The sequence below is a fragment of the Flavobacterium hiemivividum genome (assembly GCF_004349145.1).
GTDB classification, from domain to species: Bacteria; Bacteroidota; Bacteroidia; order Flavobacteriales; family Flavobacteriaceae; genus Flavobacterium; species Flavobacterium hiemivividum.
In genome coordinates, this window is sequence record NZ_SMFO01000012.1 from 50,490 (window position 1) to 68,771 (window position 18,282).

Here is an 18,282-nt window from a genome sequence, read left to right on the forward strand (position 1 = left end):
CTGGTTCAGCCAAAAGTGGAACTTTTATAGAGTTGATATTAATTAGGAGCTATTTCCCGTTATCCGCTATATCTTTTTCTTTTTTCGTTAAAAAACGAAAAAAGAAAAAGGATGTCGCTTCTACCGGGGCTAAAACACATTTGTTTTCAAAACAACAAACCTTAAAATTGAGTTTAAATCTAAAAATTTAAACCTAAAACCTTAAACAACAAAGAATGAAAAATATTGCCATTATCATGGGCGGTTATTCCAGCGAATATAAAATATCACTAATCAGCGGGAATGTTGTGAACCAATACCTGGACAAAACCAAATACAAGGGATTTTGCGTACACATACTACCTGAAAAATGGGTCTATGTAGACGAAGCCGAAAATGAATTTCCCATCGATAAAAATGATTTCTCAGTAACGATTGACGGCGACAAAATCAAATTTGATTGCGTTTTTAATGCCATACACGGTACTCCCGGTGAAGACGGACTCATGCAAGCCTATCTAGAATTGCTAGGGATTCCGCAAACATCATGTGATTATTACCAAGCGGCCCTTACTTTCAACAAAAGAGATCTACTGTCTGTTTTAAAACCATACGGAATTAAAAGTGCCATTTCTTACTACTTAAACAAAGGAGACAAAATCGACACCAATGAAATCGTACAAAAAGTAGGGTTGCCTTGTTTTGTAAAACCCAATAAAGCAGGTTCAAGTTTTGGGATTTCGAAAGTAAAAACCGAAGCTGAGTTGCCTATTGCTATTGAAATGGCTTATAAAGAAGACAACGAAATCATCATAGAAAGTTTCCTTGACGGAACTGAAGTTTCAGTAGGTGTTATCAATTACAAAGGCACAATAACAGTTTTACCCATCACTGAAATTGTTTCCGAAAATGATTTCTTCGACTACGAAGCTAAATATCTTGGAAAGTCACAGGAAATCACCCCAGCCCGTATTTCTGATGAAATGACTGAAAAAGTAGGAGCTATCGCAAAGCGTGCATACGAATTACTAAAAATGAAAGGATTCTCGAGAAGCGAGTTTATCATTGTAAACGACGAACCTATTATGCTAGAAATGAACACCGTTCCTGGAATGACTAACGAAAGTTTATTACCACAACAAGCACTTGCGGCAGGAATTTCACTCGAAGATTTGTTTGCAAATGCGATTGAGTTGGCATTAAAATAAGGGACTATATCCTCACTGCATATAACACAAACTTTTCATTTAGACGAAGGAGAAAACCCATATTAAGAGATTTCTCCTTCGTCGAAATGACAAAATAGAAAAAAGTATAATGAGAAAAGCCATATTTCCTGGATCGTTTGATCCTATAACATTAGGACACGAAGACATCATAAAAAGAGGCGTTTCTCTTTTTGACGAGATAGTTATTGCTATTGGTGTTAATGCCGATAAAAAATACATGTTTTCTATAGAAGACCGAAAGCGTTTTATCGAGGAAACCTTCAAAGACGAACCAAAGGTATCGGTGATTACTTATGAAGGTTTAACCATTGATTTGTGTCAAAGAATCAAAGCTGATTTTATTCTGCGTGGTTTGCGCAATCCCGCCGATTTTGAATTCGAAAAAGCCATTGCCCACACGAACAGACATTTATCAAAAATAGAAACCGTATTTTTACTAACTGCAGCGCGTACTTCTTACATCAGTTCGAGTATCGTGAGAGACGTTCTCCGTAATGGCGGCGAATACCAAATGTTAGTTCCAAAAGCGGTGCGAGTTAAGTAGTATTCAGGGGTCAGTAGATAGTTGTTCAGAACATAGTTAGCCTTGTATTCTAATCAAAATGAAATGCCTTTTTACACCTATAAAATCTATGAATGGATGTGGTTAAAAAATAGCATCACTAATTATTGAAAAATAAACTAAATACCGCATATTACAAACTTGCAGGAAGTACTTAATAAGCGTATTTTCGCACAATCATAACAAATTTCAACAATGAGTATAGAAAGAGAATTAAACAAAAGAAGCGGATCGAAATGTGAACTTTGTGCAGCAACTGAAAACCTAAAAGTATACGAAGTACTACCTACTAAAAAAGGTGGAATAGACGAAAGCATCATGGCTTGCAGCACCTGTATTGACCAAATCGAAACTCCGGGTAATGAAGATCTAAACCATTGGAGATGTCTTAACGACAGCATGTGGAGCGAGCATACCGCAGTACAAGTTGTGTCTTGGAGAATCTTGAGCCGTTTGCGTTCTGCAGGTTGGCCTCAAGAATTAATCGACCAAATGTATTTTGATGAAGATACTCTAGCTTGGGCACAAGCAACAGGTGAAGGAGAAGACGATGAAAACAAAGTTGTTCACAGAGACAGCAACGGAGTTATTCTAGAAGTTGGTGACTCAGTAGTTTTGATCAAAGATCTAAAAGTAAAAGGTTCTAGTATGGTTGCAAAACAAGGAACTGCCGTGCGTAACATCAGACTAGATCATGAAAATGCCGAATTCATTGAAGGTAAAGTAGATGGTCAAACGATCGTGATTATTACACAATACGTGAAGAAAATATAGTAATCAGTCTCAGTTTAAAGTGTTTGGGCTGAAAAAGTATTCAGTCTCCGTTAACAGGATTAGCGAGATAAAAACATAAAAAAAACGTTAGCGGTACATTTTCTGCTAACGTTTTTTTATGCATTCTATTTATAAAATCAAATGACTCTTTTCATTTTCAGCGCATTCAATAACTGAACACTGAGACTGATCACTATAAACTAAGACTCTTCTTCTTTCTTAATCACTTTCCTCGCCACTTCAATTTTAAACTTCTTGCCTTTCATTTTTTGATCTTGAATGCTGTGAAGCAAGTCTTTTACTTTATTGAATTTTACGGCCGCAAAAGAAATAAAATCTTTCACTTCGATTAATCCTAAATCGCCTTTTTCTAACTTCCCTTTTTGAGAAAAGAAACCTACTATATCAATTTTATTCAATTTGTTTTTCTTTCCACCACTAATATAGATGGTTTGAAACTCTGGAGGTTTTGGCAAAGAAACATTTTCTGCTACTTTAAAAACTTCCATTCCATAATCTACATAGTCTAACTTCTTCTCACTTTCATGCGCAATGATGTAAGCAGTTCCCGAAGCAGTCATACGAGCTGTTCTACCGTTTCTATGTGTAAATTCATCCTCTTTTAATGGTAAATGATAATGAATAACATGATTCATTTCGGGGATATCAAGACCACGAGCCGCTAAATCTGTAGTGATTAAATAACTCACACTTCCATTTCTAAATTGGATTAATGCACGTTCTCTCTCGTCTTGATCCATTCCGCCATGATAGTAGGTCGAATAAATTCCTTTTTCATTTAGAGTGTCACTAATACGCTCTGCTGCGTCTCTATGATTACAAAAAACGATAGCCGATTGTGATTTCAACGAACAAATAAGCGCAAACAAACTTCCTATTTTGTCCTTTTCCTTAGAAACAACCAATTTTGTAGAGAGATTATTTTCTTCTTCATTTTCTGGAATAAAATCTAAAATCGTTGGGTTAACAACTCGAGTATATTTTGGAATCTCAATATCTGAAGTTGCCGAAACTAAAACGCGTTTGTTTAGTTTGGTCAATTTCCCAATGATAAACGACATTTGCTCGTGGAAACCCAGTTGCAATGACTTGTCAAATTCATCCAAAATCAAGGTTTGAATTTTATCAGTTCTAAAAGTTCCTCTGTCAATATGATCTGCGATACGCCCAGGAGTTCCTATTAAAACAGCTGGCGGATTGCTTAAATTCTTGATTTCGGTATCAATAGAGTGTCCACCGTAACATACATTTACTTTATAATCTGTACCCATTTTTTTCCAAACCTGCTCAATTTGAAGCCCTAATTCTCTCGAAGGAACTAGAATTAAACATTGAACCGAAAGGATTTCGGGTTGTAACATTTCTAATATTGGCAATAAAAAAGCCAGGGTTTTCCCTGATCCTGTAGGTGAAAGCAACAGTACATTGTTATCATTTAAGATCGTTTCTTGCGCTGCTTCCTGCATTTCATTTAGGTTTTCGATTCCTAAATTCAATAGTATATTATTCGAATGGTGTCTCTTATTCATTTTGCAAAGGTAAATATGAAATATGATTTATAGGTTATGAATTACGAGTTTTATTACTATTGTAATTTGTATTACTATTTTTATTGATATTGCAATTGATATTCCCGTTGATATTATCATTGTAATTGACATTGCCATTGAAATTGTAATTGACATTGCCGTTGAAATCCCCATTAAAAAAATATTATATTTGATTTCTGTAAAAAACTAAAACATGAAATTTTTCACTATTCCGCTATTACTTCTCACAATTTCAATTTTTGCTCAAAAAGATGCTAAGTACAGCACACATTTCGAAAAAGGAAACGGAAATCAAACAGCAACTTATCAAGAAACCATTGCATATTACAGCTTGTTAGCTAAGGATTTCGCATCCATAAAAATGATAGAAATGGGCGCAACCGACAGTGGCGACCCCTTGCATCTTGTGATTTTTAATCCCGAAAAGTCATTCGACCTTGACAAAATACAGAAGAATAAAGCCGTTCTATTAATAAATAACGGTATCCATGCAGGCGAACCAGACGGAATTGATGCCACTATGCAGTTGTTTCGGGATTTGGCTTTAGGAAAAATTAAAATTCCAAAGAACACTGTTGTTTCCACGATTCCAGTGTATAATATTGGCGGAGCTTTAAATAGAAATTCGAACTCAAGAGCAAATCAAGATGGACCTGAAATTTATGGTTTTAGAGGAAATGGCCGGAATTATGATTTGAACAGGGATTTCATAAAGTCAGATACTCGAAATATGAAAAGCTTCACTGAAATATTTCACAAATTGAACCCCGATGTTTTTATAGACAACCATGTAAGCAACGGAGCTGATTATCAGTACAAACTAACCTACATTATGACACAGCAAAACCAGCTAGGAAGTGTCTTAGGCACCTATTTAGATGGAGAAATGATGCCTTCTATAGTTCTTGATTTACAGAAAAAAAACATCCCAACAACTCCTTATGTGAATGCTTTTAGCGAAACACCAGACAATGGTTTTGCGCAATTTTTCGACAGCCCTAGATATTCCACAGGCTACACTTCCTTATTTAATACCATTGGCTTTGTTGTGGAAACACATATGCTAAAAAAATATGCTGATAGGGTTAAAGTTACCTACGAATACATGACTTCAACCATTGACTTTATGGATGCAAATTACCAGAAAATCAAACAAAAACGTTCTAAAAACGAAGAACAATTCGAACCACGAAAATCGTACACCATCAAATGGCAACTTGACACCACAAAAGTCTCTAAATTTTCATTTTTAGGCTTCGAAGCCGGACGTAAAAAAAGTGAGGCGACAAGCGGTGACAGACTTTTCTACGACAGAGCTAAACCATTCGAAAAAGAAATTCCCTATCTAAAAGAATACAAATCTGTAAAAGAAATTACGATACCAACGGCTTATATTATCCCAAAGGCATTTTGGAATGTTATCGACTTACTAAAAAGTAACAAAATCGCTTATACCCAATTAAAAAAAGACTCCCTAATCGAAGTCGAGAGCTACAAAATCGCAGACTTTAAAACATCGAGTTCCGCTTATGAAGGACATTACATCCATCGAGACACTAAAATAAGTAGTAAAAAGGAAAAGCTGGCTTTCGCCAAAGGAGACTATGTTGTCGCTACAGAACAAAAAGGCATCAAATATCTACTAGAAACCCTAGAACCAGAGGGAATTGATTCTTTTTTTAATTGGAATTTCTTCGATACAATGTTACAACAAAAAGAAGGTTATTCTGACTATGTATTTGAAGATACAGCAGCCCAAATCCTAAAAGACAATCCTAAACTGAAAGCAGAACTAGATCAGAAAAAGAAACAGGACCCCAAATTTGCTAATAATCCACAAGTACAGTTAGAATGGGTATACAAACATTCTGTGTATTATGAAAAAGCACATTTGCAATATCCAATTTATCGCGTTTTATAAACTAAAAGAAATATCGACGAAAGTCTGCTAGGATAAAATTTAGCCACGAATTAGCACTAATTAATTTGTGGAAATTCGTGCAATTCGTGGCTAAAAAAAATTAAGAAACTAAAGCGAAATACGCCAAACTATCTAGTATACGCCGAACTTATTAACAAAAAAACTCTTAATCTAGGAGTTTTTCTTCTTCAAATAATAATTTTATGTTTTCGTAGGAGTTTTTGAGAGCTTCTGGAATGTCGTCTGGCTTCAACCAGGCTACTTTTTCTATGCCTTCTTCTATTTGACCTACAGGCGTACCTTCAAAGTCAGAATACATTTCGAACCAATGAGTGATTTTTAGTTTGTATTTCCCATTGCGTTTAAAAACATGATATGTTTTTTGGAGTTTACTTAAAATTCGTAAATTACTTACACCCGTTTCTTCCTCTACTTCTCGCATCGCGGTATTTTCAATCGCCTCGCCCTTATTGATTCCGCCTTTGGGTAAATCCCATTTTCCATTCCTGAAAATAAACAAAATCTCGCCGTTTTTATTATGAACAAGCCCTCCTCCAGCCTTACAAACAGGAATCTTAGCTTTCAAAGTCTTCATAATTTCCTTCTCATCGGGATGATAGAGATAGGCTTTTTGAATTTTATTTTGAAATATTTTTACGATAAGTTGCTCAATGTCTATACTCTCGAGTAAGAACAATTGAAAATCTGTTTCTTTTGAAATTATATTTGTCAAAAAAAGTGGTTTGTCGTTAACAAAAACTTTATACATTTGTATTATGATTTTTAATAAAGATACTGCCGAAAAAACAGCCGAATTGCTTTTACAAATAAATGCAATTAAATTGAATCCAGGAAATCCTTTTACATGGGCTTCTGGATGGAAATCACCTATTTATTGTGATAACCGACTAATCCTCTCATTTCCAGCGATAAGAAATTACGTTAGAGATGAATTTTCTAAAAATATAGAAAAACAATTTGGAAAACCAGATGTTATTGCCGGTGTAGCCACTGGAGCAATAGGAATTGGAATGCTTGTTGCCGAGAGCATGGGGCTTCCATTTGTCTATGTTAGACCAGAAGCTAAGAAACACGGGCGTCAAAACCAAGTGGAAGGTTTCTTGCAAAAAGGACAAAATGTAGTGGTTGTAGAAGATTTGATAAGCACAGGAAGTAGCAGCTTGAATGCTGTTGAAGCCTTGCGTGCTGCTGGTGCAAATATAAAAGGAATGGCCGCCATATTTACCTATGGGTTTGATGTTGCTGAACAAAACTTTAAAGCTGCCAATATCGATTTATACACTTTGAGTAACTACCAAAACTTGTTAACCTTGGCTGTTGCCAAAAGTTATATTACTGAAAAAGAAGAAAAAACATTGAGAGAATGGAATGTTACTCCATCAACTTGGGATGTTGAAGCCAAATAAAACTAACAAAATATGAACTTAGAAAGTCCAAAAGTTACTGTTCAAAAATCAGCGCAAGAATTATTTGATTTATTGACAGATGTGAAAAGCTTTGAAAAATTAATGCCAGATAACATCGCAAAATTTGAGGTAATCGGCGACGATGCTTTTATTTTTGGATTAAAAGGAATGCCAGAGATTAAATTGAAAATGAAAGAAAAAGTAGCGCCAAGCAAAGTGGTACTTGGAGCTGCAAGCGATAAACTGCCTTTCACTTTAATAGCAAATATCGATACTGTTTCTGATAGTTCAAGTGCTGTTAAACTTGATTTTGAAGGAGATTTCAATCCGATGATGGCGATGATGATAAAAGGACCAATTGGTAAATTTATCGAAACATTAGCTAGCAACATGTCTAAATTGTAACAATTGACCTCATAATATTTAAAGCCTTTTAGTGCAAACTGAAAGGCTTTTTTATTTTCAAAAAATACAATCTACCCTAATTCAATACAACATTTGAATTTCCTTGATACTGTATTCGGCAATACGATCATCTTCTAAAAGTACCTGCAGTTTTCCATAAGCTGAAACACCCTGAATAATCCCCATGAAATTCACATTAAATTGATCTTTAAAAGGCATTGGAATTCCTTTCTTAAAAAGTCGATCCGTATATTTAGACCATAAATCTTCTGATTCGCTTTCTATTTTAGCAATGTTTTGTTTCATTTTTTTGACAATAGAAACAAGCAGCTGATTTTTGTCAAAATGAGTACCACAAATCGCGGCTAAGGAAGATGCTTTGGGTAAATTATCGAAGTTTGTTTGATTAATATTGAGTCCCAATCCCACAACAGCAGAAACAGCTCCATCGCTTTTGAGGCTGTTTTCTATCAAAATGCCACCTATTTTAAAATTATATGACATAATGTCGTTTGGCCATTTTATGCGTACTTCGGGAATATTGTAAATTTCTAAAGCATCAACAACTGCTGTTGCAATGGCAATATTGAGATTATAAATCTGTTTTATGTTTAACAACGGATCTTTTATAAAAACGCTTATTATCAGATTCTTACCCTTCTCAGAGTCCCAAACAGCCCCCATCTGCCCTTTTCCTTTAGTTTGTTTTTCGGCAACTACAACAGTGAAATTATCTAATTCCTGCCTATTTGATAGCCCCTTAAGAAACTCATTTGTTGAATCTATGGCATCGAGTTTGATTAGTTTCATTTGTAATTATTTACGCAACAACATTTAATATTATGTTAAGGTCCAAAAATAATCACAAAAAATGGTAACTTTACAAACTTATATAAAAATAATTCATGGCAAAAAAGACGATAAATAATGATGACCTTCTGGCAAACATTATTAAGGGAATCGAAGAAGTAAAAGGAAATGACATAGATATTCTCGACTTAAGAGATATTGACACCGCAGTATGCGACTATTTTGTTATCTGTAACGGAAACTCAAACACACAAGTTAATGCAATTGTGGGCTCCATTCAAAAAACAGTATCTAAAGAATTAAAAGACAAGCCTTGGCATGTTGAAGGTACTGGTAATGCAGAATGGGTACTTATGGATTATGTTAATATAGTAGTTCATGTTTTCCAAAAACAAATCCGCGAATATTACAACATCGAGAGTTTGTGGGGAGACGCTAAAATAACTACGATAGAAAACAAATACTAAAGAAAGAAAAACAAGAATGGCTAAAGATAACAATCCAACTCCTAATAAATTTAAAATAAGCCCTTGGCTAGTTTATACAGCCATACTACTTATCTTCTTATTTATTAGTTTCGTAACTGGTAGTTCCAGTTTACAAGAACCAGCACAAATAACATCTTCTAAATTTAATGAACTTTTAGAAAAAGGTTCCATTGAAAAGGTAATCGTTTATAACAAATCGGAAGCGGAAGTTTTCCTAAATACTGCTGCACTTAAATCATCTGACAACAAAAAAGTTGCAAAAGATATTTTTGACAGTCCTAATAAAGGGCCACATTATACCTTTATAATTGGTAACGACCAAATTTTACAAAACAAACTAGAGAAAGCGGTTAGTGAAGGTAAATTAAAAGATTTCAATTTCTTATCAAAAAGCAATTGGTCTGATATTTTCATCAGCTTATTACCTATTATTATCATCATTGGTGTTTGGATTTTTATAATGAGAAAAATGTCAGGCGGCGGCGGTGGCGGTAGCGGACAAATTTTCAACATTGGAAAATCAAAAGCAAAACTTTTTGACGAAAAAACAGATGTAAAAACTACTTTTAAAGATGTTGCTGGACTCGAAGGAGCAAAAGAAGAGATACAAGAAATTGTAGAATTCTTGAAAAATCCGGAGAAATACACTAATCTTGGTGGGAAAATTCCAAAAGGAGCTTTACTTGTAGGGCCTCCAGGGACAGGAAAAACTTTACTAGCAAAAGCAGTAGCGGGAGAAGCACAAGTGCCTTTCTTCTCGTTGTCAGGTTCTGATTTTGTTGAAATGTTTGTAGGTGTAGGTGCTTCACGTGTACGTGACCTATTTAAACAAGCAAAAGAAAAATCTCCTGCGATCATTTTCATTGATGAAATTGATGCTGTAGGTAGAGCGAGAGGAAAAAGCAATATGTCAGGCGGAAATGACGAAAGAGAAAATACGCTGAACCAATTACTGACAGAGATGGACGGTTTTGGTACAAATTCAAATGTAATTGTATTAGCAGCAACAAACAGAGCTGACGTACTGGATAAAGCATTAATGCGTGCCGGTCGTTTTGACAGACAAATATTTGTTGACTTACCAGACATTCGTGAGCGTGCTGAAATCTTTAAAGTTCACCTTGGACCATTGAAAAAAGTTGAAGGACTTGATACTGACTTTTTAGCGAAACAAACTCCTGGTTTCTCTGGAGCTGATATTGCTAATGTTTGTAATGAAGCAGCATTAATAGCAGCGAGATACAACAAAACTGCAGTTGACAAACAAGATTTCCTAGATGCTGTTGACAGAATTGTCGGCGGTCTTGAAAAGAAAAACAAAATTGTAACTCCTGGAGAAAAGAAAGCAATTGCTATTCACGAAGCAGGACACGCAACCGTAAGTTGGATGTTAGAGCATGCAGCACCACTTATCAAAGTAACTATTGTTCCAAGAGGGCAAAGTCTTGGTGCAGCTTGGTACTTACCTGAAGAGCGATTAATTGTTCGTGCTGACCAAATGTTAGACGAAATGTGCGCTACTATGGGAGGAAGAGCAGCTGAAAAGGTGACTTTTGGTAGAATTTCTACGGGCGCACTAAGCGATTTAGAAAAAGTTACTAAACAAGCACGTGCTATGGTAACGGTATATGGATTGAATGATAAAATAGGAAATGTTACCTATTATGATTCAACTGGACAAAGTGAATACAATTTCTCTAAACCATATTCTGAAGAAACGGCTAAAGTAATTGACACTGAAATTTCATTACTAATTGAAACACAGTACCAAAGAGCAATTCAAATATTAGAAGAGAACAAAGACAAACTTAATCAACTGGCAGATATTCTTATTGAAAAAGAAGTTATCTTCAAAGATGATCTAGAAGCTATTTTCGGAAAAAGAACATTTGACAAAAACCTAGAAGAGGTAGTATCTTAAAAAAAGACATATATTTCACTTATTTTTAAAATCTTAATTCAAAAATCACTTTTGAATTAAGATTTTTTTATCTTTGAACGGTTTCAACTTAATATATAAAGTACCTTAACAAAATATGAGTCTTTTCAGAAAAATTTTTGGTTCTAGTATTTCAGCTTCAGATGAGGAGAAAGAGAAAGAAAAAAACAGCTCTACTCCCGACATGACCACTATGTCTATTGACGAACAATTCATCTATAATTTCAAAAAAAATGGCGGTAAATTTTTATACTGCGAAAATTTCGACGAAGTAAAAGAACAATTTGAAAATATTCTTCAAGAAAATGATTGGTATGAAAGTAACGTACTGTGTTATGAACCTAAATTATTCAATTTACTAGACGAAAACAAACTTACTTATGTAAAGGGTGCGGAACCTAAGTTCCTTTTTTCAAATTGTGAAAACCTAATAGCCGAAGAAGGTTCCATCTTATTTTGTTCCAAACAAATTAAGCAACATAAGCCAAATGAATTGCCTATTAATATTGTTGTTATAGCAACAACATCCCAAATCGTCGCAATAAAAAGCGATGGACTGACTACTATAAAAAAGAAGTACGAAAGCGACATCCCAACAAACATTACCGCGATAAAATATTTTGAAAAAGCAAAAGAAGAAGACTTCACCCAATACGGAAGTGTCGCTAAAAATCTTTATTTGTTGCTTTTAGAAGATCTTTAAAATGAATGAAACCCTTAAGAGATCTATTTCTGGTGCTATTTATGTAATTTTATTAATAGTTTCCATATTGTATTCAACAGAAAGTTTTTTCATTCTGTTTGGTGCATTTCTCCTTATCGCTACTGTAGAGTTTTGTAATTTACAACAGCTTAATAAAATAATTCCTGTTGTACTTGCTGCCGCAACTTATACCCTATTTTATAAAATAACGATTGCTACAACTGGTTCGCTCTACCTATTAAGGTTTAACCAAACATTTGAATTGATTGTATTATCTACTACATTAGTCGTATTCTTAAAGTGTATCCATTTTCTTTTTGACCATAAAATAGTCAAGATCGATTCTTTTTCAAAGTACGTTTATCTCATAGGATACATTATACTTCCCTTTGTCATCATGACAAAAATCCCTTTTGGAATCAGTGGTTACAACCCAAAAATCCTAATTAGTATCTTTATCCTTATTTGGACAAATGATAGTTTTGCCTATATTGTAGGAAAGTCAATTGGAAGAACAAAGTTATTCGAAAGGATTTCTCCTAAGAAAACAATCGAAGGTTTTCTAGGTGGTGTTGTATTTTGCGTTATTGCCAGTTATTTAATTGGAAAATATTATATTCAAATTGCAGAAGGAAAAATGTTTATTTGGATCATAATCGCCTTAATTGTTGGTATCTTCGGAACCATAGGTGATTTAATCGAATCAAAATTTAAACGTGTTGCTGGAGTCAAAGACAGCGGAAAAATCATGCCGGGCCATGGAGGCGTACTAGATCGTCTAGATAGTGTTATATTTGTAGCACCAATTGTATTTTTATTTTATCAAATTTTAAATTATGTTTCATAAAGAAGGAGCCCAAACTATTTTATTAGGTACTATTTTTACAGCCACCGTATTATTACTATCAGACCATTTCATTGACACTATCTGGATTAGTAAGTTAATTCAAATTAGTGCATTATTGCTATTAATAATCATCTTACAATTTTTCAGAAACCCAAAGAGGTCGGTTATCATCAACGAAAATCAAATACTAGCTCCAGTCGATGGAAAAGTAGTAGTAATCGAAGAAGTTTATGAGGGAGAATTCTTTAAAGATAAACGATTACAAGTTTCTATATTCATGTCACCTATCAATGTACATGTTACTCGTTATCCAATGAACGGAACTGTAAAATTCAGTAAATACCATCCTGGGAAATTTTTGGTTGCTTGGCACCCAAAAGCGAGTGAAGAAAATGAAAGAACGACGATCGTGGTCGAAAACAATTCCTTCGGAGCTGTATTATACCGTCAAATCGCCGGTGCATTAGCGAGAAGAATTGTAAATTATGCTGAAGAAGGTATGCAGGTGGTTCAAGGAACTGATGCAGGTTTCATTAAATTTGGATCCAGAGTAGATTTATTTTTACCTATTGGAACACCTATAAATGTAGTTCTTAACCAAAAAGCAATTGGAGGGAAAACAATTATTGCAACAAAATAATAATGGCAAAAAAAGATTTAGACACTAGATTTCAGGAAGCAGTCAACAGTGCTTCAGAAATGACTCAGGCATCCTTACCTCAGGATGTACAGCTACGTCTCTACGCCTTTTACAAACACGCAACTTTTGGTACCTTAGACCTACGACAAACATCAACGTACCATTTAAGGGATGCATTTAAAACAAATGCCTGGATGCAAATCAGTCATTTGACGGCTGATGAAGCAAAAGAACAATACATAGAAATTATTAATTCCCTTTTGAAAAAATAATACTAGCAATGAAAAAATCATCTTTATTACTATCTAGCCTACTTCTGTTGGGCTTTTTAGCTTCATGTAACGATAAGAAACTAACAGAAGTCGTAGAAGTTCCATTACCAACTGCTCAAGAAAAAGTAACTATTGGATTTCCAGACGATGTAAAAGCAAATAACGGCGCGTTCCAATTGGAAAAATTGCCTTATGCTTACGATGCATTAGCACCCACAATCTCTCCTTTAACATTAGAGATGCATTATTCAAAACACTATTTGACTTATACGAACAACCTTAATAATGCGATTGCGGGGACTGAATATCAAAATCAGCCGATCGAAAGTATATTAGCAAAGTTAGACCTCAATAACGCCGATTTAAGAAACAATGCGGGAGGATATTACAATCATTCCTTATATTGGAAATCGATGGCTCCAAATTCAGGAGGCGTACCTAAAGACACACTTGCATCAGTAATATCAAGAGATTTTGGTTCTTATGAAAACTTTGTAACCTCTTTTAAAAGTGAAGCAACTTCCCAATTTGGTTCAGCTTGGGTATGGTTGGTAGTTGATAAAGCAGGAAAGTTAAAAATAACAAGTACTCAAAACCAAGATAATCCATTAATGAAAAACGCTATTATCCCTGGAACGCCAATATTGGCTTTGGATTTGTGGGAACATGCTTATTATTTAGGATACCAATACCGCAGAAGAACATATATTGATTCTTTTTTCAATGTCATTAATTGGCCTAAGGTAACTGAGAATTATGAGGCAGCAATAAGACGAAAATATTAAAGTTACTCCAAATAAAAAAAAATGCTGATACACGACCTAAATAGTCTGTATCAGCATTTTTTTTAACTTCTCAAATCTTGAGAAATAAACCAATTTAATTAAGTCTTATAATTGGTAAATAAAAGACTCAGAAGGTGCTATCTTAATTTGCGCTTTTCCTTCTCCTTTAACTACTTTCAATTGTATCGTACTATTTCTATAAAGTTGATCAGTAATCGTGTAATCTCCATCCTTTAAATTCCATTTTCCTATAACATCAGCAGGGATTTTAAGTTCGAATGAACTCGTGGTAATCCAAGAAAAATTAGAAACAACAATTAGTTTTTGAGTATCTGACCAACGTGTGAAGGCATAAATACCTGGATCAAAACCTACTGTTGATTGCCTATTTACAGTTTGAATTTCTTGAAACTCGCCCATTAATGCCGAGCTACTATTGGAGAAATTAAGCAACCTTTTATAAAAATCTCTAAGTGCTTTTTCTTTGTCCGTGAGTTGGCCTCCGTCAAATTTACCATTATTCATCCAGCGTTGATGACTTGGTACACCCACATAATCAAAAATTGAAGTTCTAGAATGCGTCCCGAAACCTCCGTTCTCATTTCCAGCCTCACCCACTTCCTGACCAAAATATATCATAGTAGGAGCTGAACTGATCGTTGTAGAAACCACCATCAAAGGTTTCCCTTTTTCTGGACTACCGGCAAACTCAGGACTAGACAAACGTTGCTCATCGTGATTATCTAAAAACTGCAACATATGCTGTTCTATATCTTTCATTCCTTTTTGAATGTCCGAAAGTCCATCAGGCAATGATTTTCCTTGAATTACTTCTTTCAATTTATCATAGGTTTCCACCTTATCATACAAGTAATCCATTTTCCCTAATCGAATGTAATTGCGGTATTCCTTTGGATTGTAAACTTCAGCCAATAAAAAAGCATCCGGATTTTTCATCTTTATCGCTGAGTTCATATAACTCCAAAACTCATAAGGAACCATTTCGGCCATGTCATATCGAAATCCATCTACTCCCTTAGCTGTCCAAAACAGAGCAATATCCTTAAATTTTTTCCAAGAATCAGGTACATCTTTTCCTTGCCAAAACTCAAAATGCTCCGCAACTGATTTTGTATCGAATCCTGCTGGTAGCTCTGGAAAATCTTTTGAGCCATCAGGACGAATTCCATAATTCACTTTTACAGTTTCATACCAATCATTTTTATCTGGTTTAGCCATTCTAGATCCATTTCCAGTCCATTTAGCAGGAATTTCAGTGAACTTTCCATCGCTTAATGGATTTGCTTCCCCATTTAATGGTTTAACTGTATCTGGCACTTCAAATTTAGAATTTGCAATATAATAGAAATTATTATCTCTTTTGTATTCAACCGTAACATCGTCATTTGCTCCAAAATCAGTTACTCCTGCAGGATTATTTCGCCCTTCATATTTTCGTGCAATATGATTGGGAACAATATCAATTAACAACTTTAGCCCTGCATCATGTGTTCTAGTAATCAGCGCTTCAAATTCTACTAACCGATTGGCTGGATTAACGGCCAAATCAGGATTTACATTGTAATAATCCTTAACGGCATATGGTGAACCGGCTCTTCCCTTTACAACATCGGGATCGTCATTTGAAATACCAATTGAAGTATAATCTCTAACTAAAGCATGGTGTGGTACTCCAGTGTACCAAATATAGTTTGCACCCAAATCTTTGATTTCCTTAAGCGCCTTTGCTGTAAAATCATTGAACTTCCCCACCCCATTTTCTTCGATGGTTCCCCAAGGTTTGTTTGCGGCGTTTTTATTACCAAATAATCGGGTAAAAATCTGATAAACAACTATTTTATTTTCGACCTTGGTATTTTCTTTCGCTGTATTCATTGGTAAAGCTGCAGTCTTACAAGCTGCGGTGAGAAGAATTAAACTTATTCCTGCAATAAGAATCGTTTTTTTTATCATTTTATGTTAGTGTTACTAGTTATGTCATTCGAATTTTACAAAACAAATGACCTAGGTAATTAGCTTTTAAAATTAACCTATTTTTTGAAAATTAGGAGCTCTATTTGTCCAGTTTAAACCAATAAACTATAGAAAATAGGTACTACAACGAGAGAGTTCGACTATTTGTTGATAACTTAATAAGCGAAGTAAAACCAGCAATTGCAATTGATAATTATGAATTTATAAATAAATGCTAATATCCATTAGGATTGTTTCCTTTTTCTTAAATTTGAACAAAAAATAAATCCATTGAAGAAGTCCTTATTTTTCATCTGTTGTTTGGCAATACTAAGCTCAAAATCCGTTTTGGGACAAGCACCAAAAAAAATTATTGTTGAGCATTCTGATTTTGCAGATGTAAATCAGGCGGAGATGCCAGATGCCTTTTTGCTTACCGGAAACGTACGTGTGAATCATGATGGCGTTGTTTTAACCTGCAATAAGGCGTATTATTTTCAAAAAGAAAACTACATAAAAGCTTTTGGAAATGTGCAACTAGTTCAAGGAGACACTCTTTTTCTAAACAGCAAATATGCAGAATACAGCGGTAATGTAAAGAAAGCATTTGCCACCGGCGAGGCTTTTATGAGTTCGCCGGATGCTACACTAGCAACTGACACGATAAATTTTGATCGAAATTCTCAAGAAGTATATTACAATACCAAAGGAACCATTGTCAATAAAGACAATACATTAGTGAGTAAATCAGGTAAGTATTATGTAACTCAAAAAAAATTCCAGTTCCTGACTGCTGTTACAATTACCAATCCTACGTATGTGATTAAATCCAATCATGTGGATTATTTCACCAACTCAGGTCACTCTTATCTTTTTGGACCATCCACAATTACTAGTAAGAAAAATTATATCTATACCGAAAAAGGATTCTATGACACCAAAAAAAATGTGGGCCATTTTCTTCGAAAGTCCTACATAAAATATGAAGATCGGTTAATTGAAGGCGATAGCTTGTATTATGATCGAACTAAAGAGTTTGCTTCTGCCACTAGAAATGTAAAAATAACAGATTCTGTCAATCGCGGAATTGTAAAGGGACATTATGCCGAAATGTATAAAAAACAAGATTCTATGTTTGTCACCAAAGGAGCGGTCGCTGTGAATTTTGTCGAAAATGACTCCGTTTATATTCACGGTAAAAGATTGATGGTAACTGGTAAAGAAGACAACCGAATTATTCGTGCTTTTAATAATGTGCGTTTTTTTAAAACAGACATGAGCGGAAAATGCGATTCAATTCATTCGAGTGCAAAAACTGCGATTACAAAATTGATAGGAAATCCAGTGCTATGGAACGGAGAAAGCCAGATTACAGGAGACGTGATGCATCTTATAGGGAACAATACTTCTCAAGAGCTTGATTCGCTCAAAGTACTCAACAATACTTTTCTAGTCTCTAAAGACACCTTAGGAACAGGCTATAATCAGGTGAAAGGACAAAATCTATATGGGAAGTTTAAGGAAGGAAAACTACATGATGTCGATATTGTAAAAAATGCAGAAGTACTCTACTACATGCGAAATGACGCCAATGAACTAATTGGAATCAATAAAAATGTAAGCAGTAAAATCAACCTCATTTTAGAAGATAATGCGGTAGAAACGATTACTTTTTTCAACCAAATTGATGGTGATATTTACCCTGATGCTGAGTTGCCCGAAAACGCAAGAAAACTGAGAGGACTTGTCTGGCGGGGTGATGAAAGAATAAAATCCAAAGATGATATCTTTTCGGAGGAAGACAACGAACTCAATGATAAAATGATAAAAGAGGGAAAAAAGGAAGATGCAAAAGAAAACGTCCCGATGAAAATTCGAAAGGAAACCTTGAATTACGATAAGAAAAAAAGTCCCTCTTCAAAAAAAGAGGTAAAGTAAAACAATCCAATAATATAT

General features: G+C 34.7%; 18 protein-coding genes. 14 read left to right on the forward strand and 4 right to left on the reverse strand.

Features of this window, described 5'->3' with window-relative positions; genetic code table 11:
• The first annotated feature begins 215 nt into the window (after positions 1 to 215).
• The 3 genes from E0F98_RS13625 to E0F98_RS13635 all read left to right on the forward strand — a co-directional run bounded on the left by E0F98_RS13625 (position 216) and on the right by E0F98_RS13635 (position 2,544).
• Positions 216 to 1,187, forward strand: a complete 972-nt coding sequence (locus E0F98_RS13625) for a D-alanine--D-alanine ligase (protein ID WP_132112393.1) — start codon at positions 216 to 218, stop codon at positions 1,185 to 1,187.
• Positions 1,188 to 1,296: 109 nt separating this feature from the next.
• On the forward strand, positions 1,297 to 1,752 hold the full coding sequence (gene coaD / locus E0F98_RS13630; RefSeq protein WP_132112395.1) for a pantetheine-phosphate adenylyltransferase: 456 nt from the start codon (positions 1,297 to 1,299) through the stop codon (positions 1,750 to 1,752).
• Positions 1,753 to 1,965: 213 nt separating this feature from the next.
• Entirely contained in the window at positions 1,966 to 2,544 is a 579-nt protein-coding gene (locus tag E0F98_RS13635) for a PhnA domain-containing protein (RefSeq protein ID WP_132112397.1), read from the forward strand.
• A 200-nt stretch (positions 2,545 to 2,744) separates the two neighbouring features.
• On the opposite strand, the gene E0F98_RS13640 is transcribed toward E0F98_RS13635, so the two are convergent.
• Positions 2,745 to 4,094: a DEAD/DEAH box helicase gene (locus E0F98_RS13640; RefSeq protein WP_132112399.1), complete on the reverse strand. Its 1,350-nt coding sequence runs from the start codon at positions 4,092 to 4,094 to the stop codon at positions 2,745 to 2,747.
• 214 nt (positions 4,095 to 4,308) lie between these two features.
• Here E0F98_RS13640 and E0F98_RS13645 point away from each other — a divergent pair, with 214 nt between their 5' ends.
• Positions 4,309 to 6,036: a M14 family metallopeptidase gene (locus E0F98_RS13645; protein ID WP_132112401.1), complete on the forward strand. Its 1,728-nt coding sequence runs from the start codon at positions 4,309 to 4,311 to the stop codon at positions 6,034 to 6,036.
• A 166-nt stretch (positions 6,037 to 6,202) separates the two neighbouring features.
• Here the strand turns inward: E0F98_RS13645 and E0F98_RS13650 are convergent, their stop codons facing one another.
• Positions 6,203 to 6,805, reverse strand: coding sequence for an NUDIX hydrolase (locus tag E0F98_RS13650; RefSeq protein WP_132112403.1), 603 nt, complete (start codon positions 6,803 to 6,805; stop codon positions 6,203 to 6,205).
• A 7-nt stretch (positions 6,806 to 6,812) separates the two neighbouring features.
• Between E0F98_RS13650 and pyrE the strand changes: the two genes are divergently transcribed.
• On the forward strand, positions 6,813 to 7,463 hold the full coding sequence (pyrE, locus tag E0F98_RS13655; protein ID WP_132112405.1) for an orotate phosphoribosyltransferase: 651 nt from the start codon (positions 6,813 to 6,815) through the stop codon (positions 7,461 to 7,463).
• Positions 7,464 to 7,475: 12 nt separating this feature from the next.
• Positions 7,476 to 7,868: an SRPBCC family protein gene (locus E0F98_RS13660; RefSeq protein ID WP_132112407.1), complete on the forward strand. Its 393-nt coding sequence runs from the start codon at positions 7,476 to 7,478 to the stop codon at positions 7,866 to 7,868.
• Positions 7,869 to 7,949: 81 nt separating this feature from the next.
• On the opposite strand, the gene E0F98_RS13665 is transcribed toward E0F98_RS13660, so the two are convergent.
• The gene (locus E0F98_RS13665) at positions 7,950 to 8,678 is read right to left on the reverse strand and encodes a biotin--[acetyl-CoA-carboxylase] ligase (protein ID WP_132112409.1); all 729 of its coding nucleotides are present in this window, start codon (positions 8,676 to 8,678) and stop codon (positions 7,950 to 7,952) included.
• A 95-nt stretch (positions 8,679 to 8,773) separates the two neighbouring features.
• Between E0F98_RS13665 and rsfS the strand changes: the two genes are divergently transcribed.
• The 7 genes from rsfS (at position 8,774) to E0F98_RS13700 (ending at position 14,352) form a co-directional block, all read left to right on the forward strand.
• On the forward strand, positions 8,774 to 9,145 hold the full coding sequence (rsfS, locus tag E0F98_RS13670) for a ribosome silencing factor (RefSeq protein ID WP_132112411.1): 372 nt from the start codon (positions 8,774 to 8,776) through the stop codon (positions 9,143 to 9,145).
• Between the two features lie 16 nt (positions 9,146 to 9,161).
• Positions 9,162 to 11,087 (forward strand): ATP-dependent zinc metalloprotease FtsH, encoded by a 1,926-nt coding sequence (gene ftsH, locus E0F98_RS13675; RefSeq protein ID WP_132112413.1) that lies wholly within the window; start codon positions 9,162 to 9,164, stop codon positions 11,085 to 11,087.
• 115 nt (positions 11,088 to 11,202) lie between these two features.
• Positions 11,203 to 11,808: a lactate utilization protein B/C gene (locus E0F98_RS13680; protein ID WP_132112415.1), complete on the forward strand. Its 606-nt coding sequence runs from the start codon at positions 11,203 to 11,205 to the stop codon at positions 11,806 to 11,808.
• 1 nt (position 11,809) lies between these two features.
• The gene (locus tag E0F98_RS13685; RefSeq protein ID WP_132112417.1) at positions 11,810 to 12,655 is read left to right on the forward strand and encodes a phosphatidate cytidylyltransferase; all 846 of its coding nucleotides are present in this window, start codon (positions 11,810 to 11,812) and stop codon (positions 12,653 to 12,655) included.
• A complete protein-coding gene (locus tag E0F98_RS13690) occupies positions 12,645 to 13,295 on the forward strand; it encodes a phosphatidylserine decarboxylase family protein (RefSeq protein WP_132112419.1) in 651 nt (216 codons plus the stop codon). Before E0F98_RS13685 ends, E0F98_RS13690 begins: the two co-directional genes overlap by 11 nt.
• A gap of 2 nt (positions 13,296 to 13,297) precedes the next feature.
• Complete coding sequence (locus E0F98_RS13695; RefSeq protein WP_132112421.1) at positions 13,298 to 13,567, forward strand: acyl-CoA-binding protein; 270 nt, start codon at positions 13,298 to 13,300, stop codon at positions 13,565 to 13,567.
• An 8-nt stretch (positions 13,568 to 13,575) separates the two neighbouring features.
• Positions 13,576 to 14,352: a superoxide dismutase gene (locus E0F98_RS13700; RefSeq protein WP_132112423.1), complete on the forward strand. Its 777-nt coding sequence runs from the start codon at positions 13,576 to 13,578 to the stop codon at positions 14,350 to 14,352.
• Positions 14,353 to 14,457: 105 nt separating this feature from the next.
• Here E0F98_RS13700 and E0F98_RS13705 read toward each other — a convergent pair whose 3' ends face one another.
• Positions 14,458 to 16,326: an alpha-amylase family protein gene (locus E0F98_RS13705; RefSeq protein ID WP_132112425.1), complete on the reverse strand. Its 1,869-nt coding sequence runs from the start codon at positions 16,324 to 16,326 to the stop codon at positions 14,458 to 14,460.
• A 291-nt stretch (positions 16,327 to 16,617) separates the two neighbouring features.
• Here E0F98_RS13705 and E0F98_RS13710 point away from each other — a divergent pair, with 291 nt between their 5' ends.
• Positions 16,618 to 18,264, forward strand: coding sequence for an OstA-like protein (locus E0F98_RS13710; RefSeq protein ID WP_394345850.1), 1,647 nt, complete (start codon positions 16,618 to 16,620; stop codon positions 18,262 to 18,264).
• Positions 18,265 to 18,282: the final 18 nt, after the last annotated feature.